The organism is Verrucomicrobium spinosum DSM 4136 = JCM 18804 (assembly GCF_000172155.1).
Lineage (GTDB): Bacteria > Verrucomicrobiota > Verrucomicrobiia > Verrucomicrobiales > Verrucomicrobiaceae > Verrucomicrobium > Verrucomicrobium spinosum.
Window position 1 is genome coordinate 1,166,753 of record NZ_ABIZ01000001.1, and the last position, 19,088, is coordinate 1,185,840.

Sequence of the window (19,088 nt, forward strand, 5' to 3'; positions counted from 1 at the left end):
GGCTGATGAAACGCATTTTGAATACCGACCCTATACCCAATCTGCCCACTGTGGGAATCATTGGCGGAGGACAGCTCGCCCTCATGCTCGTGCGTGCTGCCTCGCAGCTCGGATTGCACGCACGAGTGATTGATGCATCACCAATATGTCCCGCGCGGCGCGATGCTGCAGACTTCTGTGAAGGGAATCCAGAATCGCCCGCCACGCTTGACCGCTTTGCGATGAATCTCGAAGTCGTCACGTTGGAGAACGAATTTCTCGACGCTGCTCTCATTGCCGGACTCGAAGCCGAAGGTCAAGAGGTCTTGCCGTCATCGCGCACGATGTCGCTGGTGCAGGACAAACTCGCTCAAAAGCAGACGTTGCGAAATGCCGCTGTGTCCGTCGTGGATTTTGAGCCTGTGAATGACGGCACCCCTATACAGGAGCTTGAGAGCCTGTTCGGTCTCCCGTTCGTGCTCAAAAAGAGATGCCACGGCTACGACGGAACCGGCAATTTTACGGTGCATCGTGCGGAGGAATGGGACGCAGCGCTGAACAAGCTCGGCGGTCGCGAGTCCGGACTCTACGCAGAGCGATGGTGCCCCTTCGAGCGCGAACTTGCGGTCATCGTCACTCGCAGCAAAAAGGGTGAGCACGTCCTCTATCCGGTTGTGGAGACGCGGCAGCGAAACCATGTTTGCGAACAAGTCATTGCTCCTGCGGCGGTTAGTGGTTCCATTGCTGAGCAGGCCGCGCATCTAGCCTTAAAGGCGATTGAAGCCGTCGATGGTGTTGGCAGCTTTGGCGTTGAGTTCTTCCTGCTCGCTGACGGAACGCTGCTTGTGAACGAGATCGCGCCACGGGTGCACAACTCTGGCCACTACACCATCGAAGCATGTGAGTGCTCACAGTTTGAAAATCACATCCGCGCCATCTGCGGACTGCCGCTTGGCAGCACCAAGCTGCGCCAGCCTGCTGCGATGGTGAATCTTCTTGGAAAGACTACCGCCGCCGGCGCGCCGCGAGGCCTTGCAGAGGCACTGGCGGTTTCCGGTGCGCATGTGCATTTGTATGGCAAACATCACGCCAAGCGCGGAAGGAAGATGGGGCACGTCACCGCGCTCGGAAGCACCTCTGATGAAGCCCTTGCGACTGCGCAGTGCGCGGCTGATTTCATACACTTCGATCAACCCAATCTAATATGAACGAATTCACCACACCTCTCGTCGGAATAATCATGGGCAGCGACTCCGACTGGGCCACCATGCGTGCAGCTGCGGAGACCTGCCTCGAGTTCGATGTAGGGTTTGAAGCCCGCGTCGTCTCTGCGCATCGCACTCCTGATGACATGGCGGAATACGCCCGCAGTGCCATGGGGCGAGGGCTGCGTGTTATCATTGCCGGAGCGGGAGGGGCCGCGCATCTTCCAGGAATGGTCGCGAGTCACACCGTGCTTCCGGTTATCGGCGTGCCTGTGGAGTCGAAAGCACTCAAAGGGATGGACTCTCTTCTATCCATCGTGCAAATGCCCGCTGGCATCCCCGTCGCCACCGTTGCCATTGGTAATGCACGTAACGCGGGGCTGCTCGCATTGCAGATCCTCGCGATTGGTGATGAGTCGTTGCGAGCGAAGTTGCTCGCTTATCGAGAAGAAATGGCTGCCAACTCCCGCCAAAAGACGGCAAAACTCACCCTTGATTAAAGAGACAGCTAATAGCCTCGTTTCTCCAAAGCTGAGATGCATCGACGATGATGTTGCGCGGCAGGCAGAGGGCAAATGACAGGGCCACTTTTTTCGAGAGCCCGGTCCTGCCCTCCGTGTGCCGCATTCTCTGGATACGGACACCTTGGGGCATTTTCCCTCAAGATCCCGCTCCGCAGAACTTTGGAGGCACTGGCACCGCCTGCTTTGCTTTCAGCATGTGGTTGCCCGCGGTTTGGCAATGGTGGGATTGAGCCCGAACTCCCGTGCGAAATGTGTAGCTGGCCAACGGAACAACCCGTTTTGAGATCGGTTTTTCAGCTGGGCGCGCCATCATTCATTCTGACACAACTTTCACCTTGGCAGGGCGAAACCGGATATCCCCTCGAGCTGTTTTCACCGCAGATTCAGGGGTTTTCTGGAACCTCCAGGGAGAGGGGTATCTTCAAATGCCGACAGCGGGACTCGAACCCGCACGGTGGTCACCCACCAACAGATTTTAAGTCTGGTATGAAATTGTTCATATTCAAGTGACTAGGAGTCAAATAGCTTGCTGAGTGTCAAAAAAGTGTCAAGCTGGGCAATGGCTTGGCCTCTCATCAGGAAACGCTCCAACCGTCGTTCAGTTTCGTGGATGGTGGACTGTGGAATGGTCGATGGCAAGAGAGTGCGATACTTCTTCGGGTCGCGTTCGGAAGCTGAGACCAAAGCTGAACAGCTGAGAATTGAGAAAAAGAACGTCGGCTTGGCGGCCTTTGCACTGACCGACTCAGAGCGCGCACAGGCTGCAGAGTGCATCGAGCTTCTACGGCCATTTGGGAAGTCTCTGAGGGACGCGGTAGACTACTACCTGCCGCATTTGAAGTCGATCAATCGTTCGATAACGTTCGAACGATTGGGCCAGGAAGTTGTAGAAGCAAAGCGCACAGATGGGTTGAGTGTCCGGTATCTGGGTGACCTCGATCAGAAGTTCAAGGCATTCAATCAGTCATTCGGCTCTCGACTGGTTGCATCGATTGAAGCTCTAGAAATTGATGATTGGCTTCGAGGTCTTCGGACTCATAGCGGAGCGAGGGTGTCGGCGGTGAGTCGGAACAACCTGCGTAGAGTGCTCGGGGTGGCGTTCTCGTACGCAGTGGTTCGTCAGTACTGCGATCGAAATCCTGTCACGAGTACTCAGAAAGCAAAAGAGGCGGAGAAGCCAGTGGGGATATTGTCGCCTGACCAGTTGAAGTCTTTGCTGTCGGTTGCCCCACCCCAGCTGGTTCCATTCATCGCAATCGGCGCGTTTGCAGGGCTGCGTCGGGCAGAACTGGAGCGACTTGATTGGGCAGAAGTGAACCTGAACTCTGGATTTGTAGAAGTGAAGGCTAGCAAGGCAAAAAGTGCTCGTAGACGTCTCGTCGCAATCAGGGACAATCTCCGGAGCTGGCTATACCCTTTGGTCGAATCGGTGGGCTTGGTGACTCCCATGAACTATCGGTCGCTTTTGGACACAGCTAGGAAGAAGGCATCGATTCCTGAATGGCCTCACAATGCTCTGAGGCACTCATTTGCGAGCTATTGCTTGGCGGCAGAAAAAAACGCGGCGGCACTTGCACTCGATATGGGGCACACAACGCCACAATTGATTTTTGCTCACTATAGAGAAGTAGTGCAGGAGTCAGCTGCCACTCGTTACTGGAACATTACTCCCGATGACAAATCAGACCCTGCTGGGGATGTCAATTCAGATTGAGGGGTCTGGGCTTGGTTCACTTGACCTCTTGGCGGAAGATTGATCGAGAGTCGGGCCTTCACTTCAGGGCAAAGAACCCGCAGTTGCCGCAGCTTCGGGCCTGGGGTAATCCCACGAAAGCCACCTGCGGTTTTCGTGATGGTTTGACCCATTGGCGGCCCCAAAAGGGGGGCATGGATCTCGCGATTTCCAGACGTGGGGAACCCTACTCCTCGTTAGCATCAAGCCGGAGGTTTGATGCTAGGGCGAAAGCATGTGTGCGAACCCGAAATACCTTGTCCATGAATCGGGCTTTTCCATTGAAGGACGGGATCTTTTCGAGGTCATTGATGATTGACTGAAGCTTCTTTTCGATCCCTTCAGCGGCTTCGGCTCGTCGTATCGCGCGAGATTTCTCTTTCATGAAGGAGTTTTTGACGGCTCCGCGAGTTTGTCGAGCTGGAATGAACTATCGTTCAAATGGTGAGGTTGGGGGATCATTTCATTGGGCAGGAGAAAACTCCTTGGTGAGAGCCCTGGATGGGGAGGATGAAATCGAACTTGATCCTACCTGTTTGGATGGAGGCTGGATCTTTGCTTTGTCAGGCGGAGCGGAAGTTCATGAGTCCAACCCGGCGGCTCTCGCGGCTCTAAAGCGCGGCGTAGAGCGGCAACTACAACTCGATATCCCCGACGTGACTCGATCTGCTGCAATTTGGTTGCGGGTTCTGAAGAGGAACGGGGTCAATGTGGAGATGCAATCAGAGGTGTGTTCCCATTAGGCCAGGGAGAAGAGAGACTCATCACACAGGGACCGCCAATGATCCTCAATCGAACGCCCCTTCAGTCATCTGAGGAAACTGTCGTTCCAAGGGATGGCGTTCACCGAGCTCTCTATCACTGCCGGAGGAGTGAAAAATGGTCGTATTCGGAGATGCTCCAAAGCAAAATCTAGCTGGACAAGGAGCGTCAGCCCGCAATTCTTCCATCCATGGGTGAAAAATCAAAGAATGTGGGGGATCAAGGAGAGGAGCTCGTCAAGGGATTCTTGCAAAAGATCGGATGGAGTCCCGTGGCAGATGGCTTTGACATAGAATGTGAGTTTTCCCAACAACACAAAGGCAAGGGAAGCTCATCTCCGAGGAGCACACACGGAATCGACCTTGCCTTTACCTATCCTTGCCCTCTGGTGCCCGAACTCAGGCGCAATATTCTCATATCCGTTAAGAACTCTTCCGAGGACGACACCAAGAATAGGAGTTCGACGGTTAAATCCGACATTATCGACCTTGGGACAGCTCTGAAGTGTTTCAAGAGATCCCCTGAAAGAAGGGAAATGAATAGTGCCGGAGAAGGTGCAATAAGGTCAGAAGATTATGGAATACTGTTCAAGTTGAATAAGGATCCAGACAATACAAAAAGTTTTTTGGGGGAATCGGGAGGGAGGGAAAGAGTAGATCTTGAAGGGTGGGATCCTATTTACCTGATAGAAAATGCTCGCTACGATTTCGTCGACAGAGTAATGGCCTATGCCGCAGCGATGGCTGGCAGCGTTAAGCCTTCATTCGTCCTGACCAAGACATCTCTGAACGTAGCTGCGGACCAGCGAAAGTCGAGCTCACCTCTCCTCCCTATTCAGAATCTCATCGGTGGTCCGATCGCCATGAGACTGGACCCCGCAGGCACTTCAATCCAAGGCGAACCTTCGCTGGCGCTCTTCTCAAATGAAACTTTTGATTTGGAGTGTTTTAGGAGGCTTGCTAGCTTGGCATATGAGTTGTCCTCAAACTGGGTCCAAGTATTGATAGTGTTTCCAGATTTTCAAGAGGTAAAGCATGGTCCCCTTGTGAAACAAGCCCTAGTCGGGTTGGCACAGAAGGACTTTGCGAAGCGAGTCCAATGCGCTTCGCTGAACGCGGTCACAAGACTAAATTGAAATTCCCGATGACTATGGACGAAGAGATAACACAATCTCAGTATCTGCTCCCTTTTGGAGACGATCTGAGGGCCTTTTTGACGCAAGATAAGGTGACACCGTCGATGTTGCGGAAGGTCTTGCGATCTAGAGGTGTTTTCATATCCTCGATCGAGAAGAAGGATATGCTTGAGCACCTTCTTCTTTCCTTCTTGGCCCCAAGCGAATTTGTTCATTTGCTGGATGAGGTGCGTGAGAAGGAGGATAGTCCGAAGTTGAGAAGCCGTAGTTATACTATATCATCAGAAGCTCCTCCGCTGGCAGAAATGCTGCCAATAGATTTTGAGTTCAACAAGATCGCGCAAGATGAATATGGAAACGTCAAGATTATCGGTGAACCCTCTTTCGCCAGGGATAAGATAGAGGGGAAGGACTCATATTTGCTGTCATATCGACTCGAAAAGCAATCTATCGGCGCTGATTGGACGCGTTGTCGGAGAATCTATGAAGCTTCGATCCGCTACACACTGAACCCCGTCGAGAACCGACTGGAGGTGGCAACAACTCACTCGTCCCCGGAGACTGAAAAAGCCAACAGGCAAGTAGTTGGCCATGTGAACAGTGAACTTCGAGCAAAACACTACATCGAGACATCCGGTGAATCAAAAGTGCTTTTCGGCTCATTCACTAACGAACAGAGAATTTTCTTCCTGATGAAGTTCCCTGGAATAAACAGTCAAGGAGGGTTGTCGTTTGTCAAGTTGGCAGACCTGGCGTTGGCCCTTGATTCTAATACTCCCACTCCAGACGAGGAGCGGTTGAACTGGATGAAGGACTCGGTCAACAAGCTGACACTTTCCGGAGATGCTCTCCAAAACGTCTTTTTTGTCAATGATCCTACATGCTGGAAGCATCTTTTGGTGTGGAGAACGGAAGCGAGGTTCAAGTTTGAAACTGTGGACTTTAGTGGATCTATTGAGGTGATTTTTGAATTCGCGGATTGCGCAAATGGCGCGAATCCAGACGCAGAGTTTCAAATTGCCATCCCGCGAATTTCTTTGGAAGGGAGGGCGCAGGGGAGTCCTGATAGCATTAGACTTAAGCGACAGTTTACAATGTATCTGGATGCGGCAAAGACGGTTTTTGTCCAAGAAGCGTTAAATTATAGTGGCTTGGTCCATGCGGGCATCGGGACGCCTGTTTCATCCTGAAATCATCCCATAATGATGATCGACGTTTGCCTGATAAGTGACATGTGACTGGGGGGTGGGTAATGAGTGATTAGTCAAGATTCAGCGGGTTTCTCCACCAGAGATTAGACGAGCAAAATATAGTGCTATGAACCACAGGGATGACGACATTGCCAAGGCAATTAAAGTGCGTGATGTAAATGGACTTAGTGCCATTTTTATGGAGCGTGATCGACCGGCCATACGGCAAGGGTTCAAGACAGAGACCGAGTTGTGGGACAGGGCTTACGCATCTAGTTTTTACAAAGCACGTGGAAATTAGTTAAGATGTGTGAATGAAGTGGGGCATGTCTTCCGCCTCTGCATCTCCTGACAGCAATCTTCGTGAAGTTTTTCAGAGCATTGATGACTGGAGGGTGCAGCGTACCCAGCGACATGATCTGGCCGACATCCTGGTGATTGCCACCTGCGCCATGCTGTGCGGTCAGGGGCATTACACCCATATGGAAGCCTTCGGCAATCTGAAGCGCACTTGGTTGGAGAGCTTTCTTGCCCTGCCCAACGGCATTCCCAGTCACGACACGTTCCGTAAAGTCTTCAGCCTGCTTGATCCCAAGCGCTTCATGGAAGCCTTCAGTCTCTGGACCCAAGGTGTATTGCGCCAACTCTCCAGCGAGGGGCTTGAGAGCGGTCTCAAAGGGGTGATCGCCATTGATGGAAAGGCACTGCGCGGGGCCGTCGACAAAGGGCAGGCACCTGCGGTCATCGTGGGGGCTTGGGCCAGTGAATTGAGCCTGTGCCTTGGACAGGTCAAGGTTGCTGACAAGAGCAATGAGATTGGCGCGATGCCGGAGTTGTTGGAAATGCTGGCGTTGAAAGGCTGCATCGTGACCATCGACGCCATGGGCTGCCAGAGGGAGGTGGCCAGGAAAATCATCCAGCAAAAGGGGGACTACATCCTGGCCCTCAAAAGCAACCAGGAAAGCCTCCATCAACAGGTCAGCCACTATTTGGACACGGGGGAGGACCTGGCCAGGGCAGAAGGCAACTTTCATCAAGAGGAAAGCGATGGGCACGGCCGGCATGAAGTGCGTCGCTGTTGGGTGAGTGAGGAAGTGGAATGCTGGCTGCAGGGGGCAGAAAAGTGGGCGGGACTGCGCAGCGTGGCTGCGGTGGAATGCGAGCGCACCGTGGCGGGTCAGACCACGGTGCAAAGGCGTTACTTCATCAGCAGTTTGAAAGCCGATGCCGCGCTCATTGCAGCCTCAGTACGCGCTCACTGGGGGATTGAAAACTCGCTGCACTGGGTTCTAGATGTGACCTTTGGCGAAGATGAGAGCCGGTCTAGAAGCGGTTACAGCGCGGAGAATCTGGCCACCCTTCGACGCCTGACTCATGCAATGATCAAGCGAGAGAACCCAAACTCCAAAAAATCGGTCAACCAACGCAGATTCGAAGCCGGACTCAGTACAGACTATCTCCAAACCTTGCTTGGAGTAAATTTAGATGCGTAAGCCCTGGTTGTGGGACTACAAGCCAGACGTTCCGAGATTAGGCGTCTCTGGCCTCAACGCTTGGGCGAATGTTGCCAAAGATGTGCTTAGCTTCCACAATAAAAGGGGTGGGGTCATCATTTTTGGTTTCAGTGATAGTTTTGAATTCGTGGGCGCGAAGGTCCGATTAGATAGTAAATTAATTAATGATCAATTGCGTCGATATTTGCCGGATACCGTGTGGGTGGAATTTCATAGGGAATTCATCCAATCTGATCAAAGATATGTTGGCATTGCGGTGATTCCACCTAATCTAGGGAAGTTGGCATGTTTCACGTGTGATGCTCCGACAAGCGAAAAGAAGCAGCTATTCAAGAAGGGGGGGTCTGCGATACGTATAGAGGATTCCAGTTATGTGCTAAGCGTAGACAAAGTTGATGAATGGAATAGAAAAGATACAAAGTTGCAAGTGGGGCAGAAATATTACGTTGATGAGCCCTTCTATCGTGTGCCTTCGCCAGAATATGTGGAGTTTGTCTATAGACAAGAGCCCTGCGCTGAGATTGAGGCTGCGTTGCGCGATCCTCGAACATCGGTCGCGCATGTCATTGGAATTGGAGGGTTGGGGAAAACGGCGCTTGCCACATGGGCAGCTATACGCGCTTATGAGAGCAATCAGTTCGATTTTATTGTTTCGTGTACAGCAAAGGATCGGGAGTTAACTGCATCTGGGATTGCGGGGCTAAAACCGGAGGTTACATCGTTCGAGTCTCTGTTGAATGCTGTATGTGATACTCTGCAATTTCCAGAGTATAAGCAAGGTAAGCTGGATGAGAGGGAGGATGCGGTGCGTAATATGCTGCGGGATAGCAATGGTCTGTTGTTTGTGGATAACTTGGAGACCGTGGATGATCTCAGGATAATCAGATTCTTAGATACACTTCCAGTGGGAGTACGGGCGCTCGTTACCTCTCGTCGATTGACCGTTAAATTTGCGGTGTATCCTGTGACGCTCGGACCGATGAATGCTGCTGAAACTTGCAGCTTTGTGAGGTCATTGCAATCGCTGTCTTCTTGCAGCTATGTATCTCAGTTTAGAGATGATCAGATTCTGAGGATTGGGGAGGCGTGCAATCATATTCCGCTCGCAATGAGATGGATGATTAGCAAATCAAAGAGTGCATCGGCTGCTTTAAAAGAGGTTGATGCGACGATAAGCTTGGGTATGCACGGGGAAGAGTTGTTGGAGTTTTCATTCAGACGTGTTTTTGAACAGATGGTCCAGAATGAAAGGACAGTACTTGAAGTCCTTTCGCTTTTTGCGCAGCCGCAACCTAGCGAAGTTCTGCTAGTCGGGTCTGCGTTAAAGCTTCCTGAGTTGCAAGATGCTCTCTCGACGTTGATCGAGGATGCAATTGTTGTTAAGCACTTCAATCAAGGTTTGAATGACGAGTGCTATACTGTTTTGGCGATTACTAGATCGTTTATCTATTCTGAGCTGGTGAAAAATGGAGGGAGAGAGCAGACTATAAGAGTGCGACTTAGAGACTATTTTGAGGCGCGAGACATCAAGAATGAGGACGATCGCATTGTCGTGCGGTCGATTAGGCAAAGTGCTGGGAAGAACGATTCTGCTTTGCTTGACCTTGCAGAGTCTGCTAGAAGAAGAGGGGACTTAGCCAGTGCTGAGGATTTGCTCAAGCAGGCGATTTCACGTAATCCTCGAAATTGGCGTGCATATAGATCACTGGCAGAACTTCAGCGCCATGAATTCAAGAGGCCGGGTGAGGCGTTGAGGTTGTACGAGCAAGCGGCCGCAAATTCTCCAAAAGATCGAATTGAGCGGGCAAAACTGTATAGAGAATGGGGGATCTTGTTGCGAGATTCTGGGCAGACGGATGCGGTCGATCAGGCGGCTAGTAAGTTGGAAGAAGCGCATGAGTTGAATTCTCGGGATTGGGTGACTGTTACGGCTCTTGCGCAAATCTATGACCGTCGCGGTGCGTCTGCCAAAGTGATTGAACTCTGTGAGCCGTTGAAGCGGGAGGTCTACGGAAAGACTAAAGAGAAGATGCTCCCTCTGCTTCTAAAAGCATATCAGCGCAGCGGTGAAGTTGTCGCTGTTGCTGAAATTAGGGCGCTGTTGGGTCAGTAGGCGTCGCGCCTAACAAATGAATGCCCCGTTCATAGCTAAAGAAAAGGAACCCCTAAAGCCGTAGGCTGGCAGGGATCCCTTTCCTTGAGCTAGTTCAGCCCGAGACCCACATGGACATCCAGCAATCCATGGAGGGCTTCCGTCTTCTTCGGGAGCTCTGAGAGACTGCCGTCTTTGAGAGCTTCCGTGAAGGCGTTGAAGAGGCTCCAGACACTGCGATCTTCAAAGACCTGGTATCGTGGTTCCCTCCATTCCTTCAGCACGGAGGGGATGAGTCGGTTGCTGCAGACTCCAACGTCGGTGGCCCGAATGATCAGGTCGTGGGCGATGGAGTCTTCAATATCGGCTTCCTTGTAGGCACCGATGCGTTTGTCCTGGTGATGCCATTTGCTCATGAGTTGACCGATGGCTCTCTCAGTGATCCCGGGAAGGTCTCTGACGATGAAGCGGGTGTGTTTTCGGGCGAATTTGACCTCCCCGGAAAAGGAGAGGTTGTCGCACACAAAAACGCTAGCGCCGGCGACAATACCTGCTGGAAAGGTCTTGTCATGGCTGTTTCTGAGACCGAGCACCCAACAGTAGTCATCATCGTTCTTCGGGCCAAGAATTTCCATCAGACCGAAGTATCGATGGCCTTTATGACTGAGACTGTGGGCCTGGGTGCCGATGCGCAGATTGGTGCTCTTGAGGGTCTTCTGCACGGTCTCGATCAGCCGGTTATGAGGGATGGGACACCAGCTGGAGGTTGACCGGGGTGTTCTGACGTCCTGAACTTCATCCAGTGTGGCTTTGTAAGCGCCGCAGTGAAGGATCAGGTTCGGGGTGGGGCGTTTTGGTTTGGGTTGTTCGAGTAGTTGCATGTGTATGGTTGGTTTGGGGTGAAAATGAAAAACCCATGCTCCTTTGAAGGGGCATGGGAGATTGGCCAGTGAGACGCTATCGCTACGTCCAGCCTTTGAGCGCATCTGAGAGCGGTATGTCTCGAAAAAGGGCGGGCATTTCATCCGCGAAAACCGTCACTCGTATCGAGTCCTGAGATTTGAATGGCTGTCTCGAAGTTTTATCAAGCCATTCTTTCATCAACTCCACCTCCCTCTTCAGTGTGACTGAGCTTTCAGGATAGAGGGGGCCGCCCTGATCGTTTGGAAGGCTGAAACGCAGGGAATACGCCTCGGTTTCATCTTTATCCAAGATGACTGGATCCAAGGGGCGAATGGCGTTGCCTGCTGCTCGTAGAGGAATTGTGATGTAGGCAGAATAGTGCATCGCAATTCTTCTCCCTACGTTGTGGATGCGGATTAGGATGTGACTTTTGTCTTTCCACGGTTCATGGATGTTTAGGAACACTTCGAATGTAAGACTAGGGTGTTTGGCCCGATTCATTGCTTCCCTCACTTCGTAGTCCTGCATGAACCTGTTCTCGAAGTTGTAGCGCCGGTAGTATTTCCCGTCAGGGGCCTGGTGTACGGTCTCCGACTGGGGAACCTCGACCACGTAGCAGCAGTCGTTGGTCGATGAGTCCAATTGTACTGGATGGATCACAACTCCTTGAATTCTGGGCTGAATGCCAGAGATGATCTGCTCAAGCCATTCCTTGGAAAACTGGTCTCTGGCTATGGGGTCGACTCGTTCTGGGAGGTGTTTTCTGTCTTGGGATGAGTGCTCTTTGATTCCGTAGATGATGGTACCACCGGCCGAGTTGGCGAATGCAGATACATCTTTCTGGATCTCTTCTCTCTTTTGTGTCTGCTTGGCGAAGGCTCCTGCCGCTTTGTAGTCGAGGTTTAGGCTCTCTTCCACACCGTCGGCGATCATCTGTTCAAGACGTTGTTGATTCCACATTGGGAAAGGTAATCCTGCTTCTGAAATTGCAAGGGGTGGGTTCGGACCTCTCGGACACCTGTTCTCAAGTCGATCTGGGGTTGTAGTTCCTTTGTGTTAGGTTTTTTCCCTTTGAACTTGAAAAGAGACGTCCGAGAGGTCCGAGATTCATCAATACTCCTCTGGTAATATCACCGTGGTCATCGACCGGTCTGCTTCGGTGATGATCCAGAACTTTTGATCCCGTCTGTCGTGGTAGACGGAGAACACTCTGGTTCCTTCTACCAATGCAAGATCGTTTGCTTTGGCGTCTTCCTCATCGCAGTCGCCCCAGTCTCCGCATCGGTGCCGATTCAGTGAATTCGGCACGTCTTCGGGATCAAGTAGGTTGAGAGCGCCTGGTGTCAGGAAGAGACCGCCCAGTTCGAATTTGGGTTCTGTATTCATGTGATGTTGTGGTGCCCCCTGAAAACAGCAAGGGCCGGATATGCGAGATGCACATCCAGCCCTTTCCCGTTTCAGGTATGGCCGTTCCGCTAGATCCTCAGACGGGTGAGGGATTGAATGGTGGCACGTACCGATTGCAGATCGCGTTCAGCATTGCGACGACCCTTCTGGAGCTGCCGGAGTTGTTTGGACGCATCCTGGAGCCGGTTAAGGCCATTCACGATGGTGTCACGGGCTTCTCCGATGACCTGAACGATCTGATCAATGCCTGGCGCTTGTTCTTGCTCTGTCGATGTGTTGTGGGTGGCTGGCATGGGTTTCCTTTCTGGTTTGGTTGGTTGAGGCTTGGTGGTGGGTGGGGGCTGTAAGGCTTTTGGTACAGGTGGTGAGAGCTGAGTAGCTTCTTCTCCCGCTTCGAGTCTGACCGGCATGATGACCAGTTGTCTGCCACTCCGAAAGAATCGAAGGGGTGACATCGGATCAACAATACCCATCGTATCGAGCCCGTACTCCAGAGCCTTCACGAAGTAGCGACGGTCACAGAAGTAGGTGACCTCTGAGCCCGTCCCTTTGGATTCTGGAATCACTATCCGACTCCAGGGTTCGTTTGACTCTTGCTTGGCCAGCAACGCCATCTGACCGTCTTTCCATTGAATACCCATGGTCTGATACTTAGGATCGTGGCAGGGCATTCTCTGGATGGTCTGGACCACGTTCTGGATATTGTCGGCATTGACCTGTAGGTGGGTCTTTGCCTCTACCGGGTCAGGCACGCAGACCTGCCAGTTGGGGTAGTTGTCTTTGATGAGTCGACTGATGAAGCGCCATCTTCTACTGCTGAACTGTACAAGGACTTCAGAATTGGCGTCCGAGACGTCCGAGACCTTCATTTTCCACTCCCCATCGAGGTTGAACTCTCGCCATCCCAAGAACTTGTGACAGGGGATGACAAGAGACTTCTTCAGAGGGAGCTTCAAAGAATTGCAGGAGAACAGATGTCTGCCATCGGTCCCGACCACGTAGTGGGCCTGAGGATCGCTGACATCCACGCAAACGCCATTGAGGACGTAGCGGTTCTGGTCAGTGCTGGTGCAGGCCATGGCGTCAATGAGAGCCAGGCGCATGTTTTCTGGCACCGGAATAGGTTCTCCCTTGATCTTGGGGATCTCAGGGAACTCCTCTACCGGGGGAGCTTTGGATTTTGTCTCACCGAGTTGGCCGGCGAGATCAAACTTGATGCTGTGGTTGTTGTTGGGGCCGGCTTCCAGGTAAACCCGTTGGCTCTTGTCGCAGGTCTTCACTACCTTTTGGAGGTTGTCGAAGTGGACGAGGAGCGAGACGGGCTCACCTTTGGCCGGTTGTTCGAGTCTGAGCGTCACGAACCTGTCGAGATCCGTGGCGGTGAGACAAATCCAGCCATCCTGCGTACGCTCGATCTTGAGGCACTGCAGGACGGGCTGGGGGCTGTTCTTGCTGATGATCTTGCTGAAGCCGCTGAGAGCCGGTTTGAGCTCTGCGACGGGCAAGACGATGGGGGTCATGGTGTGGTTTTCCTTTCTGAGTGTGGGGTTGAACATGAAAAACCCATGCTTCCGCAAGGGAGGTATGGGGTAGGGATTAAGCGGGGGCTATATCTGCCTCCAGTAGCTGATTATCCTTGCATCAATACAATGGCGAGGTTCAGTTGCGCGATGGAGTGTAAAATTGCAATTGTCGAATCCCTGAGCGATTACGAACTGTCTACAGGCGGCTTGTTGAGGGATTCGTTGAAGGGGAAGAATATAGACGTCACCTATAGTCGTGTTCGCGACCTAGCAGAGTTTTTGCAAGCTCTTCACAATGTGAAACTAGAGAGTAGGGTGCACGGTATTCGGCGGATTCTGCATTTTGAGATTCACGGCACCGCTAGCGGTTTTTCACTTGCAGACGGCTCTAGCGTAGATTGGAGTTACCTAAAGAGTGACTTCCAAGAGATTAATATTGCTCAGCAAGGGCATCTGAAGATTGTTATGGCGGTTTGCGAAGGTGCCTGGCTAGGGGAAATTATCAGCGCGACAGATCGCTCCCCGTTCATGAATTTGGTGGGGTGTCCTCACAAGGTGTACGAGCGTTCCATTGCGCGGAGCTTTCCGAGTTTTTACAGTCTTCTTGCAAATGGAGCATCTTTGGAAGATGCCGTTCGGGAGTTGAATATTCTTCAGCATGGAATGAATCCAGATTACGAAATCCTGGATGCAGAGCGAATGTTCGCAATCGCCTATTCAAAGTACCTTGGGGTGAATTCCTCTCCAGAGGCATTGAAGGCTCGCGCCAACGCAATGGCGACAATGCTAATTAATGAGGGACATCTGCGCCCGGAAGTCAGAGCTTATGCGGTCAATGCTGTAGTTTCGCATTTGCAACAAAATGAAGAATGCGATTTTGATCGGTTCAGGGAAAAGTTCTTTATGCATGATATCTTCTCTGAAAACATGGCAATATGAGGTGGACCCCGTTCTTCGGCCAGAGTTGCTGGAAGTTAAGCTATGGTGGGCTGGCTGTTCATTGGGTTAGTTTGGTTCTGTCTTGATGTCAACTTCCTCATTGCACTTCCGACCGATGGGGTTGTGTAACGAAAGGCTCGGAGCGAAGCGGAGAGCCTGAAGTGCAACAACCCCTTCGGTCGGACCGCCGCCCCTGGGGGGCATCCAAGCGGGCTCTGGAAGGCCGCTTGGTGTGTTCATGCGGCAAGAGCCATGGGCATCCTCGGCACTGTCGCAGGCAGCTTCGCAATGCCCTTGTAGGCTTGCTCAGGTGTCTGGTAGCCCAGGGCCTCGTGGGGACGCCATGTGTTGTAGCGCTCAAACCACCGGGCCAGCCCCCGCTCAAGCTCAAGGATGGTGCCATGTTCGCGTATGTAGATTTCCTCGTACTTCACGCTCCGCCACAGCCGTTCGATGAACACGTTGTCCATCCACCGCCCTTTGCCGTCCATGCTGATGCGCGCTCCCAGCTCTTCAATCCGCCCGGTCCATTGCTCACAGGTAAACTGGCTGCCCTGGTCGGTGTTGAAGATCTCCGGCCTGCTCCCTGTCTCCCTCACCGCCATCTCCAGCGCCTCAAGACACAGGTTCACATCCATCGTGTTGCTCACCTGCCACCCCAGCACTTTGCGCGTGTGCCAGTCCATCACTGCACACAGATAGGCGTGGCCTCGCGCCATGGGCACATAGGTGATGTCGGCGCACCACACCTGGTCGGGACGCTCCACGGCCATCTCCCGCAGCAAGTACGGATAAATGCGGTGCCCGTCTCCAGGCTGGCTCGTGCGCGGACGACAGTAGATGGCCTCCAGCCCCATCTGACGTCGCAGCCGCTGCAAGCGCTTGCGGTTGGCCTTGAAGCCGTGGTCGCGCTCCAGCACCTTCACCAGGCGACGGGTCCCCAGGCACGGATCCTTGAGGTAGAGCTCATCAAGCAACCTCATGATTCGGCGGTCTTCACCGCTCTCAGGCACCGCCTCATAGGCTAGCATCGAGCGGCACACCCCCAGCAGTTCACACTGGCTTCTCATGCTCAAAACGGGGTGTTCTTTTTCGACCAGCCCGGCAGGTCGTTCCAGATGCCGAGCTGTTTGGACTTTTTTTGCAGAAAGTCCACTTTCACGGCCAGCTCCCCGATCTTGGAGTGCAACTGGGCCCGTTCGCGCTCGTGCTCCTCCTGGTCGGCACGGCCATGGTCCTGACCAAAGACCCCGGCCATCCCAGCCTGGAGCGTCTTCTTCCAGTCAGAGACCTGCACAGGATGGATGTCGTACTCCTTGGCAATCTCGGCAATGGTCTTGAGGCCTTTGAGCGCTTCGAGCGCCACTCGGGCCTTGAATTCGGGGTCGTGTCTTCTACGTTTGGCTTTCATTTTCGAGTTTCAGGTTCTGGTTTACTCCAGCCCTGCCCAACTCCAAAACTCCAACTTCAGCACTGGTCCGATTTCCGGGGTCCACCTCAATATTCTGTCCAACTTATGAAGCCTGCAAGGAAGCGGGGTTGGCATTCAGAAAGAAACTGGCGACGGACTCGTAGCTTCAATGGGGAGCGCCTTGTCGCATGAGCGTTAGGGGACGCTAGGACTGAAAAAAGACCCGCACACCGATGAAGGCATGCGGGTCTCATTTTGAAGCTGTTTGTGCCTAGTCGTAGTAGCCAGGCGGTGGCCGACGCATGCGACGACTGATCACCACAGATTTGCCGAGGTAGACCAAGGCACTGATCAATCCCACTGCCAACAGAGCCGACAGAGGGAACAAGATCATGTTGGCCGTGGTGGCAGCCAAGAGAGCCACCCAGGTGCTGAACTGTCCCAAAGCGAAGGTGATGATGGGCACCACCAAGAGCGTCGGAACAATCAGAATGGAGGCAATCCTGAGATTGAACCGGATCCATTCCCGCAGGTAGCCCCTGGGAGAGATCCAGTATTCAGTGGAGAGGATTGAGTACCGGAACACTTCGGCAGAACGCTCCACCCCGGTCAGATCGGGCAGAGAAGGATCAACCTTCGGTGCTTCGATCTTCTCGGGGCTCCAGTATCTGAGGATCGTCTTTTTCCAGCGAGACAGCCAGCTGTGTGGCGGGGCTGGAAGCCGTTCCATATCCTCAGGTTCCTGCCAGTCATTCAGGTTTGGGGGATGATGCATGGCGGGTCTTTGCTCCAATTGCGGTTCCAATGACGAAGAGGAGGATGCAGCCAACACCCAGGACACCGGCAATGATCTCCCATTGGTCGGTAGCCTTGTGTTGCTGGAGGAGCTGTTCTTCGGTTTGAACCAGTTCCTTCTGCAGTTCCTTTTCGGTTTCGTTGCTGAACCATCCCGCCTGAGCCTTGGGACATGCCGAGGCCAGGAACAGGATGAAGATGGTGTGTTTGAGTTTCATGAGGGGTGAAAAGAAGAGAGCCAGTCTCCACCACGAGGGTAGATGACTGGCTTCTCTTCCGGTTTTGGGGTGTTGAGATTTACTTCCAGCGACGGCACTCGATATAGAACTCGCAGCTGGCACAGGCCATTCCCGGTGAAGGGATGAAGTCCTGTCTGGCAATGCCTTCCAGGTATGCCGCCAGTAGATGGAACAGCCGGGTTTGCTGGCTGTCGGTCATCGGCGGCAATGCTGTGATGCAGAGCTTGGGGTTCTTGAGTTTGACCAGGTGATGCAGTTCCATGCCTTCTTCCCGGGTGTCTGTGGAATCCCGGTAGAGAATGGCATAGATGCTGGTCTGTACCTCGTGAGTGTGTGCCACCTTCTCTGGATTGGGTGTGGTGGAAGAGGTCTTGTAGTCGATGATCTTGCGTTGCTGCACCAAATCGAGGATGCCAATCAACCTGGGTAAACCATGGTTGGCCAGATCGGCTTCGACTGGTACTTCGACAGCATCAGGCTTCTGGGCGTGTTCGAATCCAGACTGACGCAGGTAGAGTTCACAAAGACGCCAGGCGGTGAGCTTTTCGTCTTCTTCGTCTCCTTGCCAGTCGACGGGTTCTTCATTGTTCTGGAGATCCCACGCCTTGGAGAACTCATCATGGAGTCCTTTGAGGGTGAGGGGTGCTTCCATCCATCGAGCCTTGTGCCATGCTTTCAAGGTGGCGTGAACCACATTGCCAACATGGAGCGAGGCAGGTTTGGGTTTGGACAGCTTGAGGACGTAGCGATAGTAAAACTTCAACCGGCATTGCAGAAACAGCGTGAGCCGTGAGGCTGAAACTGTCTGCTGCAAGCCGGTGAGGATCTCTTTCTCGCTGCGCTCTACCTTGGAAGGTGGAGGAACAGCGAGTGTGGTCATGCCGCTTGTTGTTGGGGTTTCTGCCAGCGCGACTGACGAGGTGTTCCCGCCATCGCCAGCATTTCCTCAATGAGCTGTGAAGCCTGCATCTTGTTGAGCTGCTTCACGCCGAGACCATAGAGCCGTTGGGCAATGGCTTCGACTTGCTGCTTGTCGAGGTTGTTCTCGTTGGTGATGCGCAGGATGAACCCACGCTGACCATCAGTGCAGGCCCAACGGTCGTTGTGAACCTTGAGCTGCTGGCCGTTCTGGCTGTTCCCGTTGCGGTGGTAGCCATTACGGGGGCCAGATGAGGTTCCCTTCTGACCGTACTGCTTGGGATCAGGGACAAAGCCGACCTGTTGGATCTCCTGGTCGACCGACTGCTGGAGAAGCTGGTAGAGCTTCTGACATTCGGTTTCGACCTGGTTGAGGTCAGTGAGTTCGACTTCGACGGAAGCACTGAAGCTGTGGCTGCTGTATTGGGGTAGGCCAAGCTTTTTGCTGTAGTTGGCGGATAGTCTGACTGCCATGGCGGTGGTTTGCGGGTATGGGGTGGGTCCAGGGCACTAAAAAACCGGCCTGTGGTGGGGCCGGTGCTTCATTCCTGGTGATGTTGGGGATTCCTACGCAGCTTTCGCCGGCGGGATGTGGTACTGAGCCTCCTGTTCGCGGAGGGTTTCTGCAGTCTGCCATCCTGAGGAACCGGTGAGAGCCTGGCGCAGAAGCTGATCCGTGAGTTTGGTCATCGGAATGCCTCTGGTTTTGGCCTCATGGTAGAGGACGGAGACGAGAAACCGCGAGATGGGAGGGCTGTAATGACGGTGTTTTGCCTTCATGACGCCTGCCGGAGAGGATTTTTTGACCTGTTCAGCGGTG

At 53.1% G+C, this 19,088-nt stretch carries 19 protein-coding genes; 8 read left to right on the forward strand and 11 right to left on the reverse strand.

All coding sequences use genetic code 11. The annotated features are described in order from the left end of the window. The first annotated feature begins 5 nt into the window (after positions 1 to 5). From VSP_RS04490 to VSP_RS04500, 3 genes are all read left to right on the forward strand, one after another. Positions 6 to 1,187 carry a 5-(carboxyamino)imidazole ribonucleotide synthase gene (locus VSP_RS04490; protein WP_009959049.1) on the forward strand — a complete coding sequence of 394 codons (1,182 nt, stop codon included), beginning with the start codon at positions 6 to 8 and terminating at the stop codon, positions 1,185 to 1,187. Further along, positions 1,184 to 1,684 carry a 5-(carboxyamino)imidazole ribonucleotide mutase gene (purE, locus tag VSP_RS04495; RefSeq protein ID WP_009959050.1) on the forward strand — a complete coding sequence of 167 codons (501 nt, stop codon included), beginning with the start codon at positions 1,184 to 1,186 and terminating at the stop codon, positions 1,682 to 1,684. The genes VSP_RS04490 and purE overlap by 4 nt, the downstream gene beginning before the upstream one ends. 583 nt (positions 1,685 to 2,267) lie before the next feature. Continuing rightward, positions 2,268 to 3,422, forward strand: coding sequence for a tyrosine-type recombinase/integrase (locus tag VSP_RS04500; protein WP_086010719.1), 1,155 nt, complete (start codon positions 2,268 to 2,270; stop codon positions 3,420 to 3,422). A gap of 205 nt (positions 3,423 to 3,627) precedes the next feature. Here the strand turns inward: VSP_RS04500 and VSP_RS04505 are convergent, their stop codons facing one another. Beyond that, positions 3,628 to 3,825, reverse strand: coding sequence for a hypothetical protein (locus tag VSP_RS04505; RefSeq protein ID WP_009959052.1), 198 nt, complete (start codon positions 3,823 to 3,825; stop codon positions 3,628 to 3,630). A gap of 567 nt (positions 3,826 to 4,392) precedes the next feature. On the opposite strand from VSP_RS04505, the gene VSP_RS04515 reads away from it, so the two are divergent. The 4 genes from VSP_RS04515 (at position 4,393) to VSP_RS04535 (ending at position 10,154) form a co-directional block, all read left to right on the forward strand. Further along, the gene (locus VSP_RS04515) at positions 4,393 to 5,337 is read left to right on the forward strand and encodes a PD-(D/E)XK nuclease domain-containing protein (protein WP_009959055.1); all 945 of its coding nucleotides are present in this window, start codon (positions 4,393 to 4,395) and stop codon (positions 5,335 to 5,337) included. A gap of 8 nt (positions 5,338 to 5,345) precedes the next feature. Further along, positions 5,346 to 6,527: a GapS4b family protein gene (gapS4b, locus tag VSP_RS04520; protein WP_009959056.1), complete on the forward strand. Its 1,182-nt coding sequence runs from the start codon at positions 5,346 to 5,348 to the stop codon at positions 6,525 to 6,527. Positions 6,528 to 6,841: 314 nt separating this feature from the next. Further along, a complete protein-coding gene (locus VSP_RS04530; RefSeq protein WP_009959057.1) occupies positions 6,842 to 8,020 on the forward strand; it encodes an ISAs1-like element ISVsp18 family transposase in 1,179 nt (392 codons plus the stop codon). Then, the gene (locus VSP_RS04535; RefSeq protein ID WP_009959058.1) at positions 8,013 to 10,154 is read left to right on the forward strand and encodes an RNA-binding domain-containing protein; all 2,142 of its coding nucleotides are present in this window, start codon (positions 8,013 to 8,015) and stop codon (positions 10,152 to 10,154) included. Before VSP_RS04530 ends, VSP_RS04535 begins: the two co-directional genes overlap by 8 nt. An 89-nt stretch (positions 10,155 to 10,243) precedes the next feature. Here the strand turns inward: VSP_RS04535 and VSP_RS04540 are convergent, their stop codons facing one another. The 4 genes from VSP_RS04540 to VSP_RS04555 all read right to left on the reverse strand — a co-directional run bounded on the left by VSP_RS04540 (position 10,244) and on the right by VSP_RS04555 (position 13,963). Beyond that, entirely contained in the window at positions 10,244 to 11,014 is a 771-nt protein-coding gene (locus VSP_RS04540) for a DUF932 domain-containing protein (RefSeq protein ID WP_009959060.1), read from the reverse strand. 82 nt (positions 11,015 to 11,096) lie between these two features. Continuing rightward, complete coding sequence (locus tag VSP_RS38905) at positions 11,097 to 11,969, reverse strand: AlbA family DNA-binding domain-containing protein (RefSeq protein WP_157210733.1); 873 nt, start codon at positions 11,967 to 11,969, stop codon at positions 11,097 to 11,099. Between the two features lie 177 nt (positions 11,970 to 12,146). Further along, entirely contained in the window at positions 12,147 to 12,422 is a 276-nt protein-coding gene (locus tag VSP_RS04550) for a hypothetical protein (RefSeq protein ID WP_009959063.1), read from the reverse strand. A gap of 89 nt (positions 12,423 to 12,511) precedes the next feature. Continuing rightward, positions 12,512 to 13,963, reverse strand: a complete 1,452-nt coding sequence (locus VSP_RS04555; RefSeq protein WP_157210734.1) for a DNA polymerase III subunit beta — start codon at positions 13,961 to 13,963, stop codon at positions 12,512 to 12,514. Positions 13,964 to 14,113: 150 nt separating this feature from the next. Here VSP_RS04555 and VSP_RS04560 point away from each other — a divergent pair, with 150 nt between their 5' ends. After that, positions 14,114 to 14,905 (forward strand): hypothetical protein, encoded by a 792-nt coding sequence (locus VSP_RS04560; RefSeq protein WP_198141312.1) that lies wholly within the window; start codon positions 14,114 to 14,116, stop codon positions 14,903 to 14,905. Positions 14,906 to 15,141: 236 nt separating this feature from the next. On the opposite strand, the gene VSP_RS04565 is transcribed toward VSP_RS04560, so the two are convergent. The 6 genes from VSP_RS04565 to VSP_RS04595 form a co-directional block, all read right to left on the reverse strand. After that, positions 15,142 to 16,316 (reverse strand): IS3-like element ISVsp13 family transposase gene (locus VSP_RS04565; protein ID WP_086010718.1). Its coding sequence is split into 2 segments (ribosomal slippage): positions 15,142 to 16,040 and positions 16,040 to 16,316, totalling 1,176 coding nucleotides; the frame shifts between segments, so codons are not numbered across the junction. Positions 16,317 to 16,587: 271 nt separating this feature from the next. Beyond that, positions 16,588 to 17,091 (reverse strand): hypothetical protein, encoded by a 504-nt coding sequence (locus VSP_RS04575; RefSeq protein WP_029190181.1) that lies wholly within the window; start codon positions 17,089 to 17,091, stop codon positions 16,588 to 16,590. Next, positions 17,066 to 17,329 (reverse strand): hypothetical protein, encoded by a 264-nt coding sequence (locus tag VSP_RS04580; protein ID WP_009959067.1) that lies wholly within the window; start codon positions 17,327 to 17,329, stop codon positions 17,066 to 17,068. Before VSP_RS04580 ends, VSP_RS04575 begins: the two co-directional genes overlap by 26 nt. Positions 17,330 to 17,408: 79 nt before the next feature. Further along, positions 17,409 to 18,230: a RecB family exonuclease gene (locus VSP_RS04585; protein ID WP_009959068.1), complete on the reverse strand. Its 822-nt coding sequence runs from the start codon at positions 18,228 to 18,230 to the stop codon at positions 17,409 to 17,411. Next, positions 18,227 to 18,742, reverse strand: coding sequence for a hypothetical protein (locus VSP_RS33855; RefSeq protein WP_009959069.1), 516 nt, complete (start codon positions 18,740 to 18,742; stop codon positions 18,227 to 18,229). Before VSP_RS33855 ends, VSP_RS04585 begins: the two co-directional genes overlap by 4 nt. 93 nt (positions 18,743 to 18,835) lie before the next feature. Next, complete coding sequence (locus VSP_RS04595) at positions 18,836 to 19,048, reverse strand: hypothetical protein (RefSeq protein WP_009959070.1); 213 nt, start codon at positions 19,046 to 19,048, stop codon at positions 18,836 to 18,838. Between the last annotated feature and the right edge of the window lie 40 nt (positions 19,049 to 19,088).

What these genes read in the sequence shown, in the direction of transcription:
- VSP_RS04535 (WP_009959058.1), top strand. Translation starts at nt 8,013, where the DNA reads ATGCGTAAGCCCTGGTTGTGGGACTACAAGCCAGACGTTCCGAGATTA.
- VSP_RS04505 (WP_009959052.1), bottom strand. Translation starts at nt 3,825, where the DNA reads ATGAAAGAGAAATCTCGCGCGATACGACGAGCCGAAGCCGCTGAAGGG.
- VSP_RS04580 (WP_009959067.1), bottom strand. Translation starts at nt 17,329, where the DNA reads ATGAAACTCAAACACACCATCTTCATCCTGTTCCTGGCCTCGGCATGT.
- VSP_RS04575 (WP_029190181.1), bottom strand. Translation starts at nt 17,091, where the DNA reads ATGCATCATCCCCCAAACCTGAATGACTGGCAGGAACCTGAGGATATG.
- VSP_RS04530 (WP_009959057.1), top strand. Translation starts at nt 6,842, where the DNA reads ATGAAGTGGGGCATGTCTTCCGCCTCTGCATCTCCTGACAGCAATCTT.
- VSP_RS04500 (WP_086010719.1), top strand. Translation starts at nt 2,268, where the DNA reads ATGGCTTGGCCTCTCATCAGGAAACGCTCCAACCGTCGTTCAGTTTCG.
- VSP_RS04595 (WP_009959070.1), bottom strand. Translation starts at nt 19,048, where the DNA reads ATGAAGGCAAAACACCGTCATTACAGCCCTCCCATCTCGCGGTTTCTC.
- VSP_RS04550 (WP_009959063.1), bottom strand. Translation starts at nt 12,422, where the DNA reads ATGAATACAGAACCCAAATTCGAACTGGGCGGTCTCTTCCTGACACCA.
- VSP_RS04490 (WP_009959049.1), top strand. Translation starts at nt 6, where the DNA reads ATGAAACGCATTTTGAATACCGACCCTATACCCAATCTGCCCACTGTG.
- VSP_RS04515 (WP_009959055.1), top strand. Translation starts at nt 4,393, where the DNA reads ATGGGTGAAAAATCAAAGAATGTGGGGGATCAAGGAGAGGAGCTCGTC.
- VSP_RS04540 (WP_009959060.1), bottom strand. Translation starts at nt 11,014, where the DNA reads ATGCAACTACTCGAACAACCCAAACCAAAACGCCCCACCCCGAACCTG.
- purE (WP_009959050.1), top strand. Translation starts at nt 1,184, where the DNA reads ATGAACGAATTCACCACACCTCTCGTCGGAATAATCATGGGCAGCGAC.
- VSP_RS04585 (WP_009959068.1), bottom strand. Translation starts at nt 18,230, where the DNA reads ATGACCACACTCGCTGTTCCTCCACCTTCCAAGGTAGAGCGCAGCGAG.
- gapS4b (WP_009959056.1), top strand. Translation starts at nt 5,346, where the DNA reads ATGACTATGGACGAAGAGATAACACAATCTCAGTATCTGCTCCCTTTT.
- VSP_RS33855 (WP_009959069.1), bottom strand. Translation starts at nt 18,742, where the DNA reads ATGGCAGTCAGACTATCCGCCAACTACAGCAAAAAGCTTGGCCTACCC.
- VSP_RS04560 (WP_198141312.1), top strand. Translation starts at nt 14,114, where the DNA reads ATGGAGTGTAAAATTGCAATTGTCGAATCCCTGAGCGATTACGAACTG.
- VSP_RS04555 (WP_157210734.1), bottom strand. Translation starts at nt 13,963, where the DNA reads ATGACCCCCATCGTCTTGCCCGTCGCAGAGCTCAAACCGGCTCTCAGC.
- VSP_RS38905 (WP_157210733.1), bottom strand. Translation starts at nt 11,969, where the DNA reads ATGATCGCCGACGGTGTGGAAGAGAGCCTAAACCTCGACTACAAAGCG.